Source organism: Mycobacterium sp., from assembly GCF_032162605.1.
Classification (GTDB): domain Bacteria; phylum Actinomycetota; class Actinomycetes; order Mycobacteriales; family Mycobacteriaceae; genus Mycobacterium.
In genome coordinates this window covers 1-18,621 of the sequence record NZ_JAVROT010000632.1, presented here as the reverse complement: position 1 = coordinate 18,621, position 18,621 = coordinate 1, and the positions used below count along the sequence as shown (strand labels likewise).

Annotated in this window: 20 protein-coding genes and 1 pseudogene; 7 read left to right on the top strand and 14 right to left on the bottom strand. The window is 66.3% G+C overall.

The window, feature by feature from the left end:
* Positions 1-267: pseudogene (mtrA, locus tag QOI01_RS36075) on the bottom strand (two-component system response regulator MtrA); the annotation flags it as partial.
* A gap of 56 nt (positions 268-323) precedes the next feature.
* Entirely contained in the window at positions 324-953 is a 630-nt protein-coding gene (locus QOI01_RS36070; protein WP_526389025.1) for a dTMP kinase, read from the bottom strand.
* Positions 954-1,086: 133 nt separating this feature from the next.
* Here QOI01_RS36070 and QOI01_RS36065 point away from each other — a divergent pair, with 133 nt between their 5' ends.
* Together QOI01_RS36065 and QOI01_RS36060 are read left to right on the top strand one after the other, a co-directional pair.
* Complete coding sequence (locus QOI01_RS36065) at positions 1,087-1,650, top strand: Rv1363c family protein (protein WP_526389035.1); 564 nt, start codon at positions 1,087-1,089, stop codon at positions 1,648-1,650.
* The gene (locus QOI01_RS36060) at positions 1,647-2,150 is read left to right on the top strand and encodes a hypothetical protein (protein ID WP_526389023.1); all 504 of its coding nucleotides are present in this window, start codon (positions 1,647-1,649) and stop codon (positions 2,148-2,150) included. The genes QOI01_RS36065 and QOI01_RS36060 overlap by 4 nt, the downstream gene beginning before the upstream one ends.
* Here the strand turns inward: QOI01_RS36060 and QOI01_RS36055 are convergent.
* From QOI01_RS36055 to QOI01_RS36030, 6 genes are all read right to left on the bottom strand, one after another.
* The gene (locus QOI01_RS36055) at positions 2,147-3,466 is read right to left on the bottom strand and encodes a lipase family protein (RefSeq protein WP_526389021.1); all 1,320 of its coding nucleotides are present in this window, start codon (positions 3,464-3,466) and stop codon (positions 2,147-2,149) included. The genes QOI01_RS36060 and QOI01_RS36055 overlap by 4 nt on opposite strands.
* A 429-nt stretch (positions 3,467-3,895) precedes the next feature.
* Positions 3,896-5,356 carry an adenosylhomocysteinase gene (gene ahcY, locus QOI01_RS36050; protein WP_526389019.1) on the bottom strand — a complete coding sequence of 487 codons (1,461 nt, stop codon included), beginning with the start codon at positions 5,354-5,356 and terminating at the stop codon, positions 3,896-3,898.
* A 124-nt stretch (positions 5,357-5,480) separates the two neighbouring features.
* Entirely contained in the window at positions 5,481-6,143 is a 663-nt protein-coding gene (alkX, locus tag QOI01_RS36045; protein WP_526389017.1) for a TetR family transcriptional regulator AlkX, read from the bottom strand.
* A gap of 17 nt (positions 6,144-6,160) precedes the next feature.
* Entirely contained in the window at positions 6,161-6,349 is a 189-nt protein-coding gene (locus QOI01_RS36040) for a rubredoxin (protein WP_526389015.1), read from the bottom strand.
* Entirely contained in the window at positions 6,346-6,519 is a 174-nt protein-coding gene (locus QOI01_RS36035) for a rubredoxin (protein ID WP_526389013.1), read from the bottom strand. Before QOI01_RS36035 ends, QOI01_RS36040 begins: the two co-directional genes overlap by 4 nt.
* On the bottom strand, positions 6,516-7,781 hold the full coding sequence (locus QOI01_RS36030) for an alkane 1-monooxygenase (protein ID WP_526389033.1): 1,266 nt from the start codon (positions 7,779-7,781) through the stop codon (positions 6,516-6,518). The genes QOI01_RS36035 and QOI01_RS36030 overlap by 4 nt, the downstream gene beginning before the upstream one ends.
* A gap of 161 nt (positions 7,782-7,942) precedes the next feature.
* On the opposite strand from QOI01_RS36030, the gene QOI01_RS36025 reads away from it, so the two are divergent.
* Positions 7,943-9,325 (top strand): FAD-dependent oxidoreductase, encoded by a 1,383-nt coding sequence (locus QOI01_RS36025; protein ID WP_526389011.1) that lies wholly within the window; start codon positions 7,943-7,945, stop codon positions 9,323-9,325.
* On the opposite strand, the gene QOI01_RS36020 is transcribed toward QOI01_RS36025, so the two are convergent.
* The 5 genes from QOI01_RS36020 to QOI01_RS36000 all read right to left on the bottom strand — a co-directional run bounded on the left by QOI01_RS36020 (position 9,282) and on the right by QOI01_RS36000 (position 14,497).
* Complete coding sequence (locus tag QOI01_RS36020; protein ID WP_526389009.1) at positions 9,282-10,202, bottom strand: cation diffusion facilitator family transporter; 921 nt, start codon at positions 10,200-10,202, stop codon at positions 9,282-9,284. The two genes, QOI01_RS36025 and QOI01_RS36020, sit on opposite strands and share 44 nt — an antisense overlap.
* Positions 10,203-10,217: 15 nt before the next feature.
* Complete coding sequence (gene manA, locus QOI01_RS36015) at positions 10,218-11,444, bottom strand: mannose-6-phosphate isomerase, class I (protein ID WP_526389007.1); 1,227 nt, start codon at positions 11,442-11,444, stop codon at positions 10,218-10,220.
* Positions 11,445-11,448: 4 nt separating this feature from the next.
* Positions 11,449-12,522, bottom strand: a complete 1,074-nt coding sequence (locus tag QOI01_RS36010; protein ID WP_526389005.1) for a TobH protein — start codon at positions 12,520-12,522, stop codon at positions 11,449-11,451.
* Positions 12,519-13,973 (bottom strand): phosphomannomutase/phosphoglucomutase, encoded by a 1,455-nt coding sequence (locus QOI01_RS36005; protein WP_526389003.1) that lies wholly within the window; start codon positions 13,971-13,973, stop codon positions 12,519-12,521. Before QOI01_RS36005 ends, QOI01_RS36010 begins: the two co-directional genes overlap by 4 nt.
* Before the next feature lie 110 nt (positions 13,974-14,083).
* Complete coding sequence (locus tag QOI01_RS36000; protein ID WP_526389002.1) at positions 14,084-14,497, bottom strand: DUF3499 family protein; 414 nt, start codon at positions 14,495-14,497, stop codon at positions 14,084-14,086.
* A 132-nt stretch (positions 14,498-14,629) separates the two neighbouring features.
* On the opposite strand from QOI01_RS36000, the gene QOI01_RS35995 reads away from it, so the two are divergent.
* Positions 14,630-15,052, top strand: coding sequence for a metallopeptidase family protein (locus QOI01_RS35995; RefSeq protein ID WP_526389031.1), 423 nt, complete (start codon positions 14,630-14,632; stop codon positions 15,050-15,052).
* 42 nt (positions 15,053-15,094) lie between these two features.
* Here the strand turns inward: QOI01_RS35995 and QOI01_RS35990 are convergent, their stop codons facing one another.
* On the bottom strand, positions 15,095-15,364 hold the full coding sequence (locus QOI01_RS35990; RefSeq protein ID WP_526389029.1) for a WhiB family transcriptional regulator: 270 nt from the start codon (positions 15,362-15,364) through the stop codon (positions 15,095-15,097).
* Positions 15,365-15,793: 429 nt separating this feature from the next.
* Here QOI01_RS35990 and cofD point away from each other — a divergent pair, with 429 nt between their 5' ends.
* The 3 genes from cofD to QOI01_RS35975 form a co-directional block, all read left to right on the top strand.
* The gene (gene cofD / locus QOI01_RS35985) at positions 15,794-16,807 is read left to right on the top strand and encodes a 2-phospho-L-lactate transferase (RefSeq protein ID WP_526389000.1); all 1,014 of its coding nucleotides are present in this window, start codon (positions 15,794-15,796) and stop codon (positions 16,805-16,807) included.
* Positions 16,804-18,174 (top strand): coenzyme F420-0:L-glutamate ligase, encoded by a 1,371-nt coding sequence (locus tag QOI01_RS35980; RefSeq protein WP_526388998.1) that lies wholly within the window; start codon positions 16,804-16,806, stop codon positions 18,172-18,174. The genes cofD and QOI01_RS35980 overlap by 4 nt, the downstream gene beginning before the upstream one ends.
* Positions 18,175-18,234: 60 nt before the next feature.
* Positions 18,235-18,621 (top strand): NUDIX domain-containing protein (locus tag QOI01_RS35975; RefSeq protein ID WP_526389027.1); only part of this gene is annotated, 387 nt, incomplete at its 3' end.

Below are 18,621 nucleotides of genomic sequence, written 5' to 3'. Positions count from 1 at the left end.
GACGGTGTCGGTCTTTGCCGTCAGCATGACGATCGGCACACCCGAGTCGGCGCGCAGCACGCGGCACACGTCGATGCCGTTCATCCCGGGCAACATGAGGTCGAGTAGCACCAGATCGGGCCGCAGTTCGCGGACTGCGGTGAGCGCCTGGCTACCGTCAGCGATGACCGCGGTGTCGAAGCCCTCGCCCCGCAGGACGATCGTCAGCATCTCGGCGAGCGACGGATCGTCATCGACGACCAGAATCCTTTGCCTCATGGTGTCCATCGTGACACCCGTTCGCGATAAAGCCGGGTTACCACACCGGGCGTTTTGCCTGCAGATCAGCCTGTCAGCGACTCCGCGAGGTCACGCGCCACGACGCCGGGGCCGACGACGGCCCACCGGCCGTGCCAATCCGCGGCGGCCAGGGCCGCATAGGCCGCACCGGTGCGGCGCTGTAGACCGTCATCGCGTTCATACGCGTCCCTGGCGCGGTCGGCCTCCGCCACCTCGCGTCGTCGGGCTCGCTCCGCCGCCAACTCGGTCGGTACCGCGAGCAGCACCTGCCAATCGGGAGCCGGCATGCCAAATCGGCCGAACTCGAGCTCCGCAACCCAGGCGACCACGCTGCCATCGAGATCCTGGTGCAGTCGGGCTGCGCTGTAGGCGGCGTTGGATGCGACGTAGCGGTCGAGGATGACGACGTCGTGTTCGGCGCTCAGTCGTTCGATCTCACTCTTCGCGTAGGACCGGTCGAGGGCGAACAGCATGGCCATCGCATACACCGACGACGACAGATCGCCGTGCTCGCCGTGCAGCGCCTCGGCGGCGAGGTCGGCATGCACCGACTGCTGGTAGCGCGGAAAGGCCAGATGGGCGACAGATTCGCCCGCTGCCTCGTACGTGGCGCGCAGGCCTTCGGTCAAGGTGCGCTTGCCCGCACCGTCGACTCCCTCGATCGCGATCAGCACTGTCGTTGACTTCTCCCGGTCGTTCCGCTCCTGCCCTCCGGCGAATCGTAATCGGGCCCGCCGAACTGGTGTCCCACTGGAGACTCAGTCGTCGAGTCGATAATGGGGCGATGCAGGGGGTCGACCAGTGACGATGCCACCACCGTATCCATCTGGACCGCCGCCTTGGGGTCCGCCTCCCGCTCCGCAGTCACGACGCACGGCGGTGCTCGTCGCCGCCATCGCCATCCCGGTCGTGCTGGCCATCGTGCTCGTCGCGTCGCTGGCCTTCGCCGGAGTGCCGGTGGTGCGAAACCACCAAGAGGCCGCCGCCACACCCGAGACCGTGGACTGGGAGCCCTACGTCGATGCGGGGAAGGCGGCGGCGCAGAATCTGACGACGATCGACTACCGCACGGTTGATCAGGACATCCAACGCATCCTCGACATGTCCACCGGCACGTTCCACGACGACTTCGAGTCACGCTCCGATGAATTCAGCGACACGGTGCGGGAGTCTCAATCGGTGAGCGAGGGCGCCATTGCCGGAGTGGGCCTGGAGTCGCTACGCACCGATCAAGCTGGAGTGCTCGTCGCGATCGCAGTCAAGACGACCAATGGCGGCGCCGCCCAGCAGCCGAAGTCATGGCGGATCCGGGTCACCGTGGACAAGGTCGGTGACGGGTACAAGGCCTCGAACGTGGAGTTCGTACCGTGAGTTCGACCGGGGCACGCGCGGCGTGGTGGACCATCGTCGTCGTACTCATCCTGGGGATCGCTGCTGCGACGACGATCGGCGTGCGGCAATCCGACCGCTCGCCCGTCGCGCGCCCCGACCCGGCAGCGGCGCGGCACGTGGTCACCGACACCATCAAATCCGCTGTGCCCAAACTTCTTTCGTACACGCCCGAGAACGTCGAAGCAAGCTTGAATTCGGCTAGGTCGTTGCTCACGGTGACGTTCAAGGAGTCGTACGGCGATATCATCGACAGGACGATCATCCAGGCCGCCAAGAGCCAGCGGATCACCACTGCAGCCAAAGTCGTCGGTACGGCCGTCGAATCACTCACCGACGACACCGCGAAGGTGCTGGTCTTCGTCAATCAGGAGACCACCAAGGCCGCGGACATCGCACCGACGAAGACGGCCAACTCGGTACGGGCAGGACTGCAGAAGGTGAACGGCGCCTGGCTGATCGACGGCTTCGACCCGCTCTAGAACTGCCCACAGTTCGGCGTCGTCGGCACCCCGTTGAACCGGTCGGCGATCCACTGCATCGCCGCCTCACCGTCGACCAGCATGGGCAACGCGTGGTTGACCACCAGCTTGTTCAGGAATGGCGGCTCTTCGTTGGTGCGGAACTCGACGTCGGCGCCTTGCGAACACCAGTCGCGGCCAAGCTGATTGGCCGCCGTCCACGGCACAAGCGGGTCGAAGCGGTTGCTGTTGATCAGCACCGGCGCGTTCGGTTTGTACTTGCCGATCCGCTGCAGGTCGAACAGGGAACTGAACGGCTCCTCGTTGACCAGTTGGTTGATGTCCTCGACGAAGTACGGTTGCAGGTGCCGGAACATGAACTTCGCGACCGTCTCCGCGACGCACTGGTCGGCCACCTTGTACAGCAGGTCTTTCCCCCGAGGGGTGAGCTTTGAACGAATGACGTCCGCAAACTCCGGGTAACTGGTGATCACCGAGTTCAGCGCATACCCCACCACGCCGACGAGCGCGCTGCCGTCGGCGTACGGAAGCAACTCCTTCAGATCGGCCGTTGGCGCGCCGGCGTACGAACCGACTACGTGGAGTTCTGGGGCGTACGACGGCGCCAGTTCCGCGGCGGACGCTGCGGCGCCCCCACCTTGGGAGTAGCCCCAGAAGGCAAGTGGCCCATGCGGGTCCAGTGAGGTATCGGGCAGGTGCATCGCGGCCCGCCCCGCGTCGAGCATCGCATTGCCCTCGGCGACCCTGTTTACGTAGGTGTGCAAGCCCGGGGTACCCAACCCCTGATAATCGGTCATCACGATCGCGAACCCGCGTGCGACCATCGTCGTGACGAACAACTCCTCGTAGTTGAAGGCGATGTCCAAGTACGGCGAGAAGTGGATGCCCTGGTTGAACTGCCGCGACGGCGCGCACTGGTCGCCCTGCCCCTGGGTGCCGGGGCCGTACACGATCAGCGGCCGCGGGCCCTGACCGGGCCAATCGTTGTCGGGCTCGAAGTAGGTTCCGGTGACTGCCATCGGATTCCCGCGAGCGTCGGTGCTGCGGTACATGATTCGCGTACCCGTGGCGATGATGGCACCAAGTTGGCCGGATGGCTCGAGGACGAGGCGCGACGGTTCGGTGCGGATCAGATCACCGGGCCGACTCGGGGGGAGCGGGTCGGGCGGTGTGTAGAACGGGGTGTACTCGTCTTCGTTGTACTTCGGGTCGCGATTGTCGATGGTGGGATCCTGCGGCTGCGCCTGCACCGGAGGCGTGACTCCCAGGCATCCGATCAGCAGCAGCGAAACGAGAAACCCCCAGACCCGACCCACGACGCGGACCGTAACAGAGCGGTTCGTCGATCGTGGGCGTATCGGCAACAGGCGCAGTGCCTGCGAAACTCGTTTTCGCGCAGTGGGTTTGCTGATTTTGCTCGACATCAGTCGTCAAAGGTGGAGATCACCAGCTGGTTGATGTTCCGATCGAGGCAGGCGCTACTTCGCCAGCCGAAAATTCTAAGCGCTTCGCTCACGCTCCCACGCGATCCGGTCAGCCTGTATCAGTTCCCGCGCCGAGCTCTTCAACTCACGAAGGATCACCATCAACAGAGTGCATGAAGTCCCTCGCCTCGCCTGCGTCACGGAAGGGAGGCGCCACGCGCCTGCTCATCACTCGACTAGAGACCGACCCCTTCGATCCACCATGGCAACGAAATCCCTGGCACACCAAGTGTGCCAGGGACTTTCGCATGCCCTACCGCGTTAGTAGCGGTAGTGATCCGCCTTGTACGGGCCGTCGACGTCGACGCCGATGTACTCGGCCTGCTCCTTGGTCAACCGGGTCAGCGACCCGCCGAGGGCCTCGACGTGGATCTTGGCGACCTTCTCGTCGAGGTGCTTGGCCAGCCGGTAGACCTCGTTGTCGTACTCGTCGTTCTTGGTCCACAGCTCGATCTGCGCAATGACCTGGTTGGAGAAGCTGTTGCTCATCACGAACGACGGATGCCCGGTGGCGTTGCCCAGGTTCAGCAGGCGACCCTCGGACAGCACGATGATCGAATGGCCGTCCTTGAACGTGAATTCGTCGACCTGCGGCTTGATGTTGATCCGGATCACGTCGGGATCGCGCTCGAGCCGGGCCATCTCGATCTCGTCGTCGAAGTGCCCGATGTTGCCCAGGATCGCCTGGTGCTTCATCGACTTCATGTGCTCGAGGGTGATGATGCCCTGGTTGCCGGTCGCGGTGATGACGATGTCCGCCCAGCCGATGGCCTCGGCTACGGTCTTGACCTCGAAGCCGTCCATCAGCGCCTGCAGCGCATTGATCGGATCGATCTCGGTGACCGCGACGCGGGCACCCTGGGCCTTGAGCGCCTCCGCGCAGCCCTTGCCGACGTCGCCGTAACCACACACCAGAGCGGCCTTGCCGCCGATCAGGACGTCGGTGCCACGGTTGATGCCGTCGATCAGCGAGTGCCGGGTGCCGTACTTGTTGTCGAACTTGCTCTTGGTGACCGAGTCGTTGACGTTGATGGCCGGGAACGACAGCTCACCGGCGGCGGCGAACTGGTAGAGCCGCAACACGCCGGTGGTGGTCTCCTCGGTGACGCCCTGGACGGACTCGGCGATCTTGGTCCACTTGGTCTTGTCGGTCTCGAAGCGCTGGCGAATGAGCGCGAGGAACACCTTGTACTCGTCGGAGGCGTCGTCCTCGGCGGGGGGCACGACGCCGGCCTTCTCGAACTGGGCGCCGCGCAGCACCAGCATGGTCGCGTCACCGCCGTCGTCGAGAATCATGTTGGCCGGTTCGCCCGGCCAGGTGAGCATCTGCTCGGCAGCCCACCAGTACTCCTCGAGGCTCTCGCCCTTCCACGCGTAGACCGGAACGCCCTTGGGCTCCTCGACGGTGCCATGCGGCCCGACGACGGTCGCGGCCGCGGCGTGGTCCTGCGTCGAGAAGATGTTGCACGAAGCCCACCGAACTTCAGCACCGAGCGCAACCAACGTCTCGATCAGAACCGCCGTCTGCACGGTCATGTGCAGCGAGCCGGACACCCGGGCACCCTTGAGCGGCAGCACCTCGGCGTATTCGCGGCGCAGCGTCATCAAGCCGGGCATCTCGTGCTCGGCCAGCCGGATCTCCTTGCGGCCGAACTCGGCCAGGCCCAGGTCGGCCACCTTGTAGTCGATGCCATTACGGACATCGGCCTTCAGCTCAGTCATGTCGAGCCCCTATTCATTCGTAATGTTTTTGCCCGTGAGTGCACAGGGTTGCGCACGGCGACTCCCCATGCCGATACCCATAGCCTGCGGACTCGCGGGACAGGCGGTTGAAGCGCTCTGACAGCTAAGGGGTATCAATGACACCGTAGCGTTCGGCGAACGGGGTCATCAAACGGGCTAGGTCCCTGGCAACGTCTCCCCCACCTTCGGCGGGAGGTACCCCCAGGTCGGCCGGTCCAGGGGGCATCGACACGTAGCTCATCGCCAGCCGGACGATGGCCCTGGCCAGCACTCCCGCGTCCTCTTCGCTCGCGCGGACCCAGCTGTGCATGAAGGTGGAGGTGAGCCGCTGCGAGCACCGGGTGATGATCGGCGCACTGTCGGTCGTGATGATCTGCAGCAGATCGGGCTTGGCGGCACCGGTCAGCAGCGAGATGACGAGCGGGTCGGAAGCCGACTCCGCGAAGAAGGCCCGAAAACCCTCGAGGAATGCCCCGTAAACGTTGCCGACGTTTGCTTCGATCGCGTCATCGACCGCGTCCACCAGCCGGTCGGCCAGCCTCAGCGCGTAACCCTCGGCGAGGCCCTGGCGCGACCCGAATTCGTTGTAGATCGTCTGGCGACTGATACCGGCCGCCTTGGCGACGTCGGACAGCGTGATCGACGACCAGTCCCGAATCAACAGCATGTCTCGCATGCCGTCCAGGATCGAGCCGCGAAGCAGCACCCTCGACGCCTCGGCGTATGGCACGCGCTGTGCCGGACGCCGGTCGGTCGGAGTGTCCATACGCGCGAGACTAGCCGTCACGGACGGGCAACCTCGACCATCTCGAAGTCCGACTTCGCCGCGCCGCAGTCGGGGCAGCTCCAGTCGTCGGGGATGTCGTCCCAGCGAGTGCCGGGCGAGATGCCATCTTCCGGCCAGCCCTTCTCCTCGTCGTACTCGAATCCGCACTGCACACAAACGAACAGCTTGTAGGCATCTCCACTCATCGGTTCACTCCCATCAACTCGAAATCGACCTTCTCCCGTACCGCGCAGTCAGGGCAGCACCAGCCATCGGGTACCTGATCCCACGGGGTGCCCGCCGGAAACCCTTCGCGCGGAGCACCATTCGCTTCGTCGTAGACGTAATCGCAGCCCGGGCAGCGGTAGGCGCTCACTGCGCAACCTCAGTGCCGTACTTCGCGAGCACCTTGTCGCGCACACGCGGGTGGACGTTCACCCGGCTGATGTCACCGTCGTAGTGAGCCATCACGCGGTGGTCCATCACCTTGCGCCACAGCGGCGGAAAGTAGGTGAGACCGATCATCGACGCGTACCCGCTGGGCAGGCTGGGCGCACCCGCCATGCTGCGCAGCGTCTGGTAGCGACGGGTCGGGTTCGCATGGTGATCACTGTGTCGCTGCAGGTGGTACAGGAACAGGTTGGTGACGAGATGGTCGGAATTCCAACTGTGTTCGGGCGTGCACCGCTCGTAGCGGCCACTGGCCGGCCTTCCTTCTCTTCGCCCAAGCGGCTCATCGACCTTCTGCCGTAGCAGGCCGTAGTGCTCCAGGTAGTTCACCGTCTCCAGCAGCGTGAACCCGAACACCGCCGAAATGAGCACGTAGGGAATCAGCGCGAGACCGAAGATGGCGATGAGCGCGCCGTACAGCGCCACCGACATCGCCCATGCGTTGAGCACGTCGTTGGACCAGTGCCATGGGCTCTTGTCGAGCCTGCGCAACCGCTGCGCCTCCAATTCCCATGACGACTTCAGGCTGCCCCGCACGCTGCGCGGCAGGAACTCCCAGAACGTCTCGCCGAAGCGTGCCGACGCCGGATCCTCGGGGGTGGCCACCCGGACGTGGTGTCCGCGGTTGTGCTCGATGTAGAAGTGGCCGTAGCAGGTCTGGGCCAACGTGATCTTGCTCAACCAGCGCTCCAGCGAATCCTTCTTGTGCCCCAACTCGTGTGCGGTGTTGATGCCGACGCCGCGCATCATGCCCACCGACAGGGCCAGGCCGATCTTCGCCGGCCAGGACAGCGACCCGTCGAATCCGAGCCAGCTCAGATCCGAGGCGGTGAACAGGTAGGCGCCCAGCACCACGGTGACGTACTGGAACGGAATGAACGCGTAGGTGCAGTACCGGTAGTACTTGTCCTTCTCCAGCCGGTCGACGAGTTCGTCGGGCGGGTTCTGCCCGTCGGGGCCGTACCGCCAGTCCAGCAGCGGCAACACCACGTAGACCAGGATCGGGCCGATCCAGAAGGGCACCTGTGCGGCTGCATGCCAGCCGAGGTGGTTGAGCGCCCATACGACCGGCAGCATCACCATCACTGCGGTGGGCACGATGAGGCCCATCAGCCAGAGGTAGCGCTTCTTGTCTCGCCAGACCTCGGCGGTTCCTCCTGAACCTTCTTCGACATTCGAGAGCTTCATTGCCACGACGTCCACCCCTTCCTGTGACTGCCATCACCGCTTTGATTTAACTGTACCGCTTTGATTAGACTGTACCGGTATATTTGTCGTCTGTCTATACATAGAGCCATGTTTTGTAAACAGCATCGAATCCAGGGTCTCCGCGCGGTACGGTCGAAGCGATGGGGCGGAAACATGCAATCGTCGTCGGCGCCAGCATCGCCGGCATGTCTGCGGCCCGGGTGCTGTCTGATCACTACGACAGGGTCACGGTCTTCGAGCGGGACGACCTGCCCGACGGGCCCACCAACCGCACCGCGGTTCCGCAGGGCAAGCACGTACACCTGCTGATGGCGCGCGGCGCGGCCGAGTTCGAGGGCCTGTTCCCCGGCATTCTCGACGACATGGTCGGCGCGGGCGTCCCGATCCTGGAGAACCGTCCCGACTGCATCTCGTTCGGCGCGGCCGGCCACCTGCTCGGCACCCAGACCAGGTTGCGCGACGAGTTCACCGCGTACGTGCCGAGCCGCCCACACCTGGAGTGGCAGATCAGGCGACGCGCACTGGCGATCCCGAACGTCGAACTGGTTCGCCGCGGCATTGCCGAGCCACAGTACGAACCCGCCGAGGAACGCGTCACCGGCGTACTGCTCGAAATGGGCGACGAGTCCACCGCGGTGCAGGCCGACCTGGTCGTGGACGCCACCGGTCGGGGCACACGCTTGCCCGCGTGGCTGGAGCAGTGGGGCTTCGGACGGCCCACCGAGGACAGCGTCTTCGTCGGCATCGGCTACGCCACACACCAGGTGCACATTCCCGAGGATCTGATCAAGGAGAAGGTCGTCGTCGCCGGGGCATCTCGGGACAAGCCTGCCGGGCTCGGCATGCTTCTCTACGAGGACGGCAACTGGGGCGTGACGACCTTTGGCACGGGAAGGGTCCAGCCGCCGCAGAACTTCGCCGAGATATGCGAGCTGGCCGATCAGATCCTGCCCGCACACGTCAGCGCCGCCCTGCGCAAGGGTGAGCCACTCGGCGAGATGGCCTTCCACGAGTACCCGACGAGCAGGTGGCGTCGCTACGACAAGATGGACCGATTCCCGACGGGCATCGTTCCGTTCGGCGACGCCGTCGTCAGCTTCAACCCGACCTTCGGGCAGGGCATGACGATGACGTCCATCCAGGCGGGCAACCTGCGCAGCGTCCTGGAATCCGGTGACCCGGACATCGCGGGGAGACTGTCCCGCGCCACGGCCAAGACGACGTGGCCGGTTTGGGCGATGACTGCCATCGGCGATCTCTCCCTGCACAACGCCACTGGCGATACCCGCTGGTGGTACACCCCGGTCGGCGGCCTGTTCGACCAGTTTCTCGGCGCCGCGGAGACCGATCCCGTTCTCGCCGAATGGTTCCTGCGGCGCTTCAGCTTGCTCGACAGCCTCTACATGGTTCCGTCGGCGCGGCTCGTCGGCCGGACGATCCGGCACAACATGGGCCTGCTGCTGGCCGCGAAGTTCACATCTAAGCGGTCAATGCGCGATCGAGGTCCGGTTCCAAGTAGATGACCGTGACCGCGGGAACCGCGGCACGGACGGCCGCCTCGGCGGCATCGATGGTCGACGCCACGGTTGTCAGTTCGGTCTTCGGGGCGAGCGCGATCTTGGCTCCGACCAACAACTCGTCGGGACCGATGTACTGCGTCCTGAGATGAATCAGGCGATCGACGTTGTGGGTCTGCTCGAGAGCGGCACGGATGGCGTCGCCCTCCTGCGCCGTCGCGCCCTCTCCGATGAGGGCGCTGTGCATCTCCACCATCAGGATCACGGCGATCACCGCGAGGAGCACACCGATGCAGAGGGTGCCGATACCGTCCCAGATCGGGTTTCCGGTGAGCACGGTCAAACCGACGCCAGCGAGCGCGAGCACCAGACCGACCAGTGCGCCCGTGTCCTCGAGCAGGACGACCGGAAGCTCCGGATTGCGCGACGTGCGGATGAACCGCCACCATCCGCCGGGACCCTTGAGTGGCCTCGACTCCACGACTGCGGTCCGAAAGCTGTAGCTCTCCAAGCAGATTGCCACCACCAGAATGACCACTGCGACCAGGGGCGAGGTCAACTCGTGCGGGTGGAGGACCTTTTCGTAACCCTCGTAGAGCGCGAACGCCGCGCCGAGCGTGAACAACACCAGCGCCACCACGAACGAGTAGAAGTAGCGACTGCGTCCGTATCCGAACTGGTGCAGCGCGTCGGGCTTCTTGCCCGCCTGCCGCTGTCCCCACAACAACAGCCCCTGGTTCGACGTGTCGGCCACCGAGTGCACCGCCTCGGCGAGCATCGACGAACTGCCCGTGATCAAGAAGCCCACGAACTTCGCGACCGCGATGCCGGCGTTCGCCAGCAGGGCCGCGACGATCGCCCGCTTACTACCGGACGCCGACATGATCGAACCTCTCCGTCAGATGCCAACCGTGGCACGGAACAACGTGGTCGGCCGGTCCGCGACGAGGCGAATGGGGCCGTCATCGGCGGCCACCCATGCCGACGCTCCCCGGTCGAGCGTGAGCACGCTCGCCTTGGCGTGAACTTGAACCGACCCCTCGGTGCACAGCAGCACCTGTGGTCCGTCGTGTCTGGCGGGCGCATCGATCTGGTGGCCGAGTTCACCGGCCTCGAGATGCAGCACGGACACGGCGAATTCGGGCGCCGTTGTCTCGTAAGCGAGTTCGATGCCGTCGGCGACGACCACGGGACGCAGTGCGGACTCTTCGGTGGGCGTGAAGTCGAGCACCCGCAACAGCTCGGGAACGTCGACGTGTTTGGGAGTCAGTCCACCGCGCAACACGTTGTCGGAGTTGGCCATCACCTCGAAGCCCATTCCGTGCAGATAGGAATGCAGGTTCCCCGCCGACAGGTAGATGCCCTCGCCCGGCTTCAAACTGATCCGGTTGAGCAGCATCGAGGCCAGCACGCCGGCATCGCCGGGATACAGCTCGCCGAGTTGAAGGGTCGTCTTGGCCTCGGCGGCGAACGTCGTCAACCCCGAGCGCAGGTAGTTGACGGCACCGTCGAGCACCGCTGGCACCAGCACGTCGAGATCAGCCTGAGGCGCCGTGATCCAGGTGGTGAAGAGCGCCCGAAGGCCGTCGGCGTCCGCCTGACCCGACAGCAGGTTGACGAACGGATCCAGGCCCGGCACCGACACCGCGCGCAGGAACTCGATGGTGCGCCCGACGGGACGGAAGCCCGCCAGCGCCTCGAAGGGAGTGAGCGCGACGATCAGCTCGGGCTTGTGGCTCCGGTCGCGGTAATTGCGGGTCGGGGCCGAGATGGGAATCTGCTGTCGATCCTCGCGCGCGAAGCCCTCCACCGCCTGGGTCGCGCTCGGATGTGCCTGCAGTGACAGCGGTTCGTCCGCGGCGAGCACCTTGGCCAGGAACGGGAGCGCGTCACCGAAGCGTGCCCGCGTAACCGACCCCAGCTGACCCTCGGGATCGGCGGTGATGGTGTCGAGTAGCGACCGCTCCCCGTCGTCGCCCTCCAGCCACGCCGGGTCGCCCGGGTGCGCCCCCAGCCAGAGTTCGGCCTCGGGGTGCGGTGTGGGACTCGGCCTTCCCGTGAATTCCGCAATGGCGTTATGAGAGCCCCACGCGTAAGTGCGCAGCGCGCCGCGTAATACGTCCACTCGTCTAACCTCGAACCAATCTCAGGTACGCCGCCGTCATTTCGAGGCGTACCGCCAACATGACCAATTGCTGCTCGGGACGACCACTCGGTCGGGGTGTCACGAGGTCGGGCACGTCGTCGGCGCTCACCACTTCGACGTCGTCGTAACCCTTGAGCGTCGCGACGATCGCAGGCCGCTCCTCGTCGGTGGCGAACACCACGGTCCGCACCCTGGCGGGCAGGGGCCCGTCGATCTCCTCGTCATGAAAGATCGAAGATTCATAATCGGTTGGATTGCTTGCCAGTCCACGGCGCAAGGCGACGAGGGCATCGGCCAGGCCTACCGCGGCCACCGGCTGCTGTGCCACCCGGAGCAGAATCGCGCCGACGTGCCTGGCAAGCGCCACGCTCGCGGCATTGCCCCCCGCCAGGACGACGTCGCGACCCGAGAGCCGCTCCGCAAGTGCCTTCGCGGGATTAGTGAACAGTTCCCGCCCTGCACTGTTGCGCAGTGCCTCGGCGTCAAGGGCATCGGCCAGCGCGGCGAGGTCCACGCTCATCCCAGAATCGACCACCTGCAGGGCGGCCAGACCGGCGGAAAGGTATCGGACGAGGGCAAATTCATCGGGGATGAGCAGTCGCGGCGCCAACACCACGGCCCTGCCCGCCGCAACCTCCCGCAGCGGTCCCTCATCAGGGGCGACCACGACCACCCGAGCGCCACGCCGAATTCCGCTGGCAGCGGCCGACACCAGCACCGGATCAGCTGGATCGTCACCGGCCACGATCATGACGTCGAGCGCACCGATCCAGGACGGCACCTCGGAAGCAACCACGATCGGCGCCGCGGTCGATCCCCCCAGTGCGGCCGCCAGCATCGCACCCGCCGCCTCGGCGGCCCCTAGACTGGCCACCCATACCACGGCGCGCGGGGGCTGGTCGGATCGCAACGGTTCCAGGACGCCCTCGTCAAGGGCTGCAGCCGTCGCCCGCATCTGCGCACCCGCCATCGATGCGGCTCGTAGCAAACCCTCCCGATCCGCGGCGAGCAGACCCTCGACGTCGTCGAGATCGATGGTGGCGTGCGCCGCGCTCATGTGACCGTCTCGCTGACCGAAGCGATCTGGGTTGCTACATGGTCGACGATCGCAGCCACCTCCTCTGAACTCCTGGCTTCGACGTTGAGCCGCAGCAACGGCTCGGTGTTCGACGTGCGCAGGTTGAACCAGCTGTCGTCGCCGAGGTCGACTGTGACGCCGTCGAGGTGGTCGATGGACTGGATGCGGCCGGCCAAGGACTTCAGCACCGCGTCGACGCACGCCGGTGCGTCGACGACCGTGAAGTTGATTTCACCCGACGCCGCGTACCGCTGGTAGTCGGCCATCATCTGAGACAGTGGCCGGTCCTGCTCCCCCAGTGCCGCCAGCACGTGCAGCGCAGCCAGCATCCCGGAGTCAGCACCCCAGAAGTCGCGGAAGTAATAGTGCGCCGAGTGCTCCCCGCCGAAGATCGCTCCCGACTCGGCCATCAACGCCTTGATGTAGGAGTGGCCGACCCGTGAGCGGATGGCCGTACCGCCGCGTTCGGTGATCAACTCCGGCACCGCCCGCGAGGTGATGAGGTTGTGAATGACGGAGGCGCCAATCTCGCGGCCGAGTTCGCGTCCCGCCACCAGTGCCGTCACCGCAGACGGCGAGACGGAGTGGCCGAGTTCGTCGACGACGAAGCAGCGGTCCGCGTCCCCGTCGAAGGCCAGTCCGATGTCGGCACGGGTCTCGACGACGTGACGCTGCAGATCGACCAGGTTCGCCGGGTCGAGCGGGTTGGCCTCGTGGTTTGGGAAGGTGCCGTCGAGCTCGAAGAACAACGGCAGCAACGTGATTGACTTGAGTGCACCGAGCACCGCGGGCGTGGTGTGTCCGCCCATGCCGTTACCTGCGTCGACGGCCACCCTCAGTGGGCGCAGACCCGCGATGTCGACCAGCGACCGCAGGAAGTCTCCGTATTCACCGAGCACGTCGCGGTCGGTGATCGTGCCCGGTTCGCCATCGAACCCGGGCACGCCGTTGATGACCTCGTGGCTGATGGTGGTCAGCCCGGTGTCCTTGCCAACGGGCTTGGCGCCCGCGCGGCACAGCTTGATGCCGTTGTAGGCAGCGGGATTGTGACTGGCGGTGAACATCGCGCCGGGGCAGTCGAGCAGACCGGACGCGAAGTACAGCTGATCGGTCGACGCCAGGCCGATCCTGGTGACGTTCAGTCCCTGCGCGACCACGCCTTGCGCGAAGGCCGCAGCGAGCGACGGCGAGCTGGCGCGCATGTCGTAGCCGATCGCGACGCTAGACACATTTCCCGTGTCGCTTCGCTCTCCCCCGCAAGCGGGGGGACCCCCAGCGCCGGAGACGCCAGGCTGATCTCCGTCGCGCACGAGCCTGGCGAACGCGCCGCCGACGTCCGCGACGAACCGCTCGTCGATTTCCTCGCCGACGAGACCACGAACGTCATACGCCTTGATGACGTGGTTGACAGCCGCAGCGGGCCGAGACATAGATCTCCTCGCGAAGGGGAACTCCTGGCGCCAGCCTATCGGCTCGGCTTTCGTCGTGCGGTGGGTCATGCAGGCGGGCCACACCGGCCCACTCGAATCTACGGGGCCGCTCAGTCGGCGGGGTCCGGCAGAACACGTAAATGGCCGCGCCTTCGACCGTTCTGCTCCGACCGCTGAACCGGTGGTGCCATCAGCGCACCGCCGCGCACACCGGTCACGGGGTCCGAGAACCCGGCGGGCGGTCCGCCCACCGCGACTTCGTGACCTTCGCGCACCGCGTCGGCGAGAGCCACGAGGTCGTCGTCGTCAGAATGCGACGGCAGCGGTCCGGCATGCCGGACCAATTCCCACCCGCGCGGCGCGGTGATCCGACCGGCATGAATCACGCACAGGTCCCAGGAGTGGGGCTCTGAGACGGTGGCGAGCGGGCCAACGACGGCAGTCGAGTCCTTGTAGACGAAGGTCAGCGTCGCCACGGCGTAGTGCGGGCACCCGGGCCTGCAGCAGCGACGGGGAGCGTTCACGGACACGAGGCTATCGCGCGGGAACGTCGCGGGCCCACGACACGCGCAGCACGCAACCGGCCGATCTTCAACCGTTACGATCGCCGCATGGTCGAGCGGGAGCCTTGGCGAGCGCACCGCGGACGCAGGGAGATGCGCGGTCCGCTGCTGCCACCCACCGTGCCGGGCTGGCGCAGTCGGGCGGAGCGCTTCGACATGGCGGTCCTCGAGGCCTACGAGCCCATCGAGCGGCAGTGGCAGGACCGGGTGTCGGGTTTGGACGTCGCCGTCGACGAGATCCCGCGGATCTCACCGAAGGACCCCGAAAGCGTCCAATGGCCGCCGGAGGTCATCGCGGATGGGCCGATCGCCCTCGCCAGGCTGATACCGGCGGGTGTCGACGTCAGGGGAAATGCCACTAGGGCGCGAATCGTGTTGTTCCGCAAACCAATCGAGCGGCGAGCGAAGGACACCCAGGATCTGTCGGATTTGTTGCATGACGTGCTGGTGGCTCAGGTCGCCACGTATCTGGGCGTCGAGCCGTCCGTCATCGACCCCACGATCGACGATGACTGACACGCCGCGCCCGGCCCGTGACGGCCGCCGGTGCGAAGAAGCTCAGATGATCCCGCGCTTGAGGCGGCGGCGTTCCCGCTCGGACAGCCCACCCCAGATGCCGAATCGCTCGTCTTTGGCCAGGGCGTAGTCGAGGCACGCGTCCTTCACCTCGCAACCGAGGCAGATGCGCTTGGCCTCGCGGGTCGAACCGCCCTTCTCGGGGAAGAACGCCTCGGGGTCGGTCTGCGCGCACAACGCGCGTTCCTGCCATTGTTCGTCGTCGATTTCCGGATCGTCGTAGGCGCCTGCGTGGTCGGGGACCACACTCAACTGGGGACGACCAATCATCCCGTTCTGCGCCGGCCCGATATTGGTGTGCGGTTCGTTGCCTGCTGAGCCGAGCATCCGACTGTCGAATCGGATGACACGATCGAAATCTACGTGCTCATAAGACATCTTCCGCCTCCTCACCTGTTTTCGTAAATCCCCTGTTGAAACCCCACCGCGTTCGAGTGTGGCCACTTCAATTCGAACAAGTGATCGAATCTCGGTCTGCGACACTGGAACCGGGAAGCCAACCGGGAAATGACACTGATGTGATTAGACACGGGTTAGCTGCACGGGTCAAGCGCTACGGCGCGTTTTCATACCATCTCGTGACCTAATCTCGGCGCGTCGGTTACCTGCGTGTCGTGAAAGTGACGAAGTCGGCCCCCGCCGTGGACCACATTGGCGCGGATGCGCCTAGTGTCGATCGATGTGAAAGTCACTGTTCTGGTGGGCGGCGTCGGCGGGGCGCGCTTCCTCCTCGGCGTTCAGCAGTACCTCGGCCTTGGCCAGTTCGCTGGCTCCGCAACGGGGCCCGAGGGACACCACGAGCTCACCGGGGTCGTCAACGTCGGCGACGACGCGTGGATGCACGGTGTCCGGATTTGCCCGGACCTCGACACCTGTATGTACACCTTAGGTGGAGGGATAGACCCCGAGCGGGGATGGGGTCATGCCAACGAAACCTGGCACGCGAAGGAAGAACTCGCCGCCTACGGTGTGCAGCCCGACTGGTTCGGACTCGGCGACCGCGACCTGGCCACTCATCTGGTGCGCAGCCAGATGCTCAGGGCCGGCTATCCCCTGTCTCAGGTCACGGAGGCGCTCTGCGCGCGGTGGCAGCCGGGCGCCCGGCTTCTGCCGGTCACCGATGACCGCAGCGAAACCCACGTCGTCGTAACGGATCCCGAATCGAGTGATCTTGAAGGGTCCCGGCGTGCGATCCACTTTCAGGAATGGTGGGTGCGCTACCGGGCCCAGATCCCCACGCACTCCTTCGCCTTCGTCGGCGCCGACAAGGCCGGTGCGGCACCCGGTGTGCTCGAATCCATCGCCGACGCCGACGTCGTCCTGGTGGCGCCGTCCAACCCGGTCGTGAGCGTCGGCGCGATCCTCGCCGTGCCGGGAATCCGTGGGGCGCTGCGGTCCACGGCAGCGCCCGTGATCGGCTACTCCCCCATCGTCGCGGGGCGGGCGCTGCGCGGGATGGCCGACGAATGCCTTTCCGTCATCGGTGTCGAAACCTCCTCGCAGGCCGTCGGCGCTCACCTCGGAGCGCGGTCCGGCACGGGCATACTCGACGGCTGGCTCATCGACGAGGGCGACACCGCGACGATCGCCGGCATCGACGTGCGTGCCGTCCCACTGCTGATGACCGCTCCGTTGGCCACGGCCGAGATGGTCCGCAGCGGAGTGGAACTCGCAGGCATCGGGACGCGACGGTGACAACCCCCCACGAGGGCGCCGACCACGGCGCGGCGGCGGCCGTCGAGATCCTGCCCGTACCCGGCCTTCCCGAGTTCCGCCCCGGCGACGACGTGGCGGCGGCGATCGCCGAGGCCGCACCCTGGCTGCGCGACGACGACGTCGTCGTGGTGACGAGCAAGGTGCTCTCCAAGAGCGAGGGCCGGATCGTGGCGGCACCGACGAATCCCGAGGAACGGGACGCCCTGCGCCGCAAGCTCGTCGATGCCGAGGCCGTCCGCGTCGTCGCCCGCAAGGGGCGGACGTTGATCACCGAGAATGCGATCGGCCTGATCCAGGCGGCGGCGGGCGTCGACGGCTCCAATGTCGCTTCTGCGGAATTGGCGCTGCTGCCAGTCGATCCCGACGGCAGTGCCGCAACCCTGCGGAGCAGGCTTCGGTCCCTTCTCGGCGTGAGCGTCGGCGTGCTCGTCACCGACACGATGGGACGGGCATGGCGCAACGGCCAGACCGACACCGCGATCGGAGCAGCGGGGCTGGCCGTGTTGCACGGTTACGGCGGCGCATACGACGCACACGGCAACGAACTGGTCGTGACCGAGGTCGCGGTGGCCGATGAGATCGCCGCGGCCGCAGACCTCGTCAAGGGGAAGCTGACCGGCATACCGGTGGCAGTCGTCCGTGGCCTGGCCCTGCACGACGACGGGTCGAACGGACGCACGCTCGTCAGGGCGGGCGAGGACGACCTCTTCTGGCTCGGGACCGAGGAGGCCATTCGGATGGGCGAGCAGCGGGGGCGGCTGCAGGCCCAGCTGTTGCGCCGCTCGGTCCGACGGTTCGGCCAGGAGCCGGTCGACCCCGCGGTCGTCGAAGCCGCCGTCGCGGAGGCGCTCACCGCTCCTGCCCCACATCACACGCGGCCGGTGCGGTTCGCGTGGGTTCGCGACCACGACGTCCGCACCCGCCTGCTGGACGCCATGAGGGACACGTGGCGTGCGGACCTCTTGGCCGATGGCTTGCCCGCCGACGCCGTCGAACGGCGCGTCGAGCGCGGCCAGATCCTCTACGACGCACCGGAGCTGGTGATCCCGTTCATGGTGCCCGACGGCGCCCACGCCTACCCCGACGCGAAGCGGACGGCCGCCGAGAACACCATGTTCACCGTCGCCGCTGGCGCAGCGGTGCAGGCTCTCCTGGTGGCACTCGCCGCTCGTGGCATCGGCAGCTGCTGGATCGGATCGACGATCTTCGCCGCCGAACTGGTGCGACGACAGCTCGAGCTCCCGCCGGACTGGGCGCCGTTGGGGGCCATCGCAATCGGCCATCCAGAGGAGCCGCCCGAACCGCGCGAGCCGGCGCCGACCGACAATCTGCTGATCTTCCGATGAGCGCTTGCGCGAAGAGCGGGCGGTTACCGTGAGCGCTTGCGCGAAGAGCGGGCGGCACCAGTGAGCCTGCACGATTCGGTGGTCGACACCCTGCGCAATTGGCAACCAGCTGATCCGGCGCAGGATACTCTGCGGCTCGGGCTGCTGGCGTTCGTGCTCGCCCGTCCCGACGCGTGTGAACGCGCCTGCGTCCCTGGCCACGTCACGGCGTCGGCCCTGGTGCTCGACCACACCGCCAGCACGACGGTGCTCACGCTGCACCCTCGGCTCGGCCGCTGGGTGCAACTCGGCGGCCACTGCGAGTCGTCCGACGCCGACATCGCGTCGGCCGCCCTACGGGAGGCAAGCGAGGAGTCCGGCATCGACGGGTTGATCATCGACGAGATGCCTACGGCCGTTCACGTGCACGCCCTTACCTGCTCGTTGGGCGTGCCGACCCACCATCTC

Coding starts and splice junctions, on each gene's coding strand:
- QOI01_RS35995 (WP_526389031.1), top strand. CDS start 14,630: ATGCGCGGTCCGCTGCTGCCACCCACCGTGCCGGGCTGGCGCAGTCGG.
- ahcY (WP_526389019.1), bottom strand. CDS start 5,356: ATGACTGAGCTGAAGGCCGATGTCCGTAATGGCATCGACTACAAGGTG.
- QOI01_RS36005 (WP_526389003.1), bottom strand. CDS start 13,973: ATGTCTCGGCCCGCTGCGGCTGTCAACCACGTCATCAAGGCGTATGAC.
- QOI01_RS36010 (WP_526389005.1), bottom strand. CDS start 12,522: ATGAGCGCGGCGCACGCCACCATCGATCTCGACGACGTCGAGGGTCTG.
- QOI01_RS36030 (WP_526389033.1), bottom strand. CDS start 7,781: ATGAAGCTCTCGAATGTCGAAGAAGGTTCAGGAGGAACCGCCGAGGTC.
- QOI01_RS36040 (WP_526389015.1), bottom strand. CDS start 6,349: ATGAGTGGAGATGCCTACAAGCTGTTCGTTTGTGTGCAGTGCGGATTC.
- QOI01_RS36025 (WP_526389011.1), top strand. CDS start 7,943: ATGGGGCGGAAACATGCAATCGTCGTCGGCGCCAGCATCGCCGGCATG.
- QOI01_RS36020 (WP_526389009.1), bottom strand. CDS start 10,202: ATGTCGGCGTCCGGTAGTAAGCGGGCGATCGTCGCGGCCCTGCTGGCG.
- QOI01_RS36065 (WP_526389035.1), top strand. CDS start 1,087: ATGCCACCACCGTATCCATCTGGACCGCCGCCTTGGGGTCCGCCTCCC.
- alkX (WP_526389017.1), bottom strand. CDS start 6,143: ATGGACACTCCGACCGACCGGCGTCCGGCACAGCGCGTGCCATACGCC.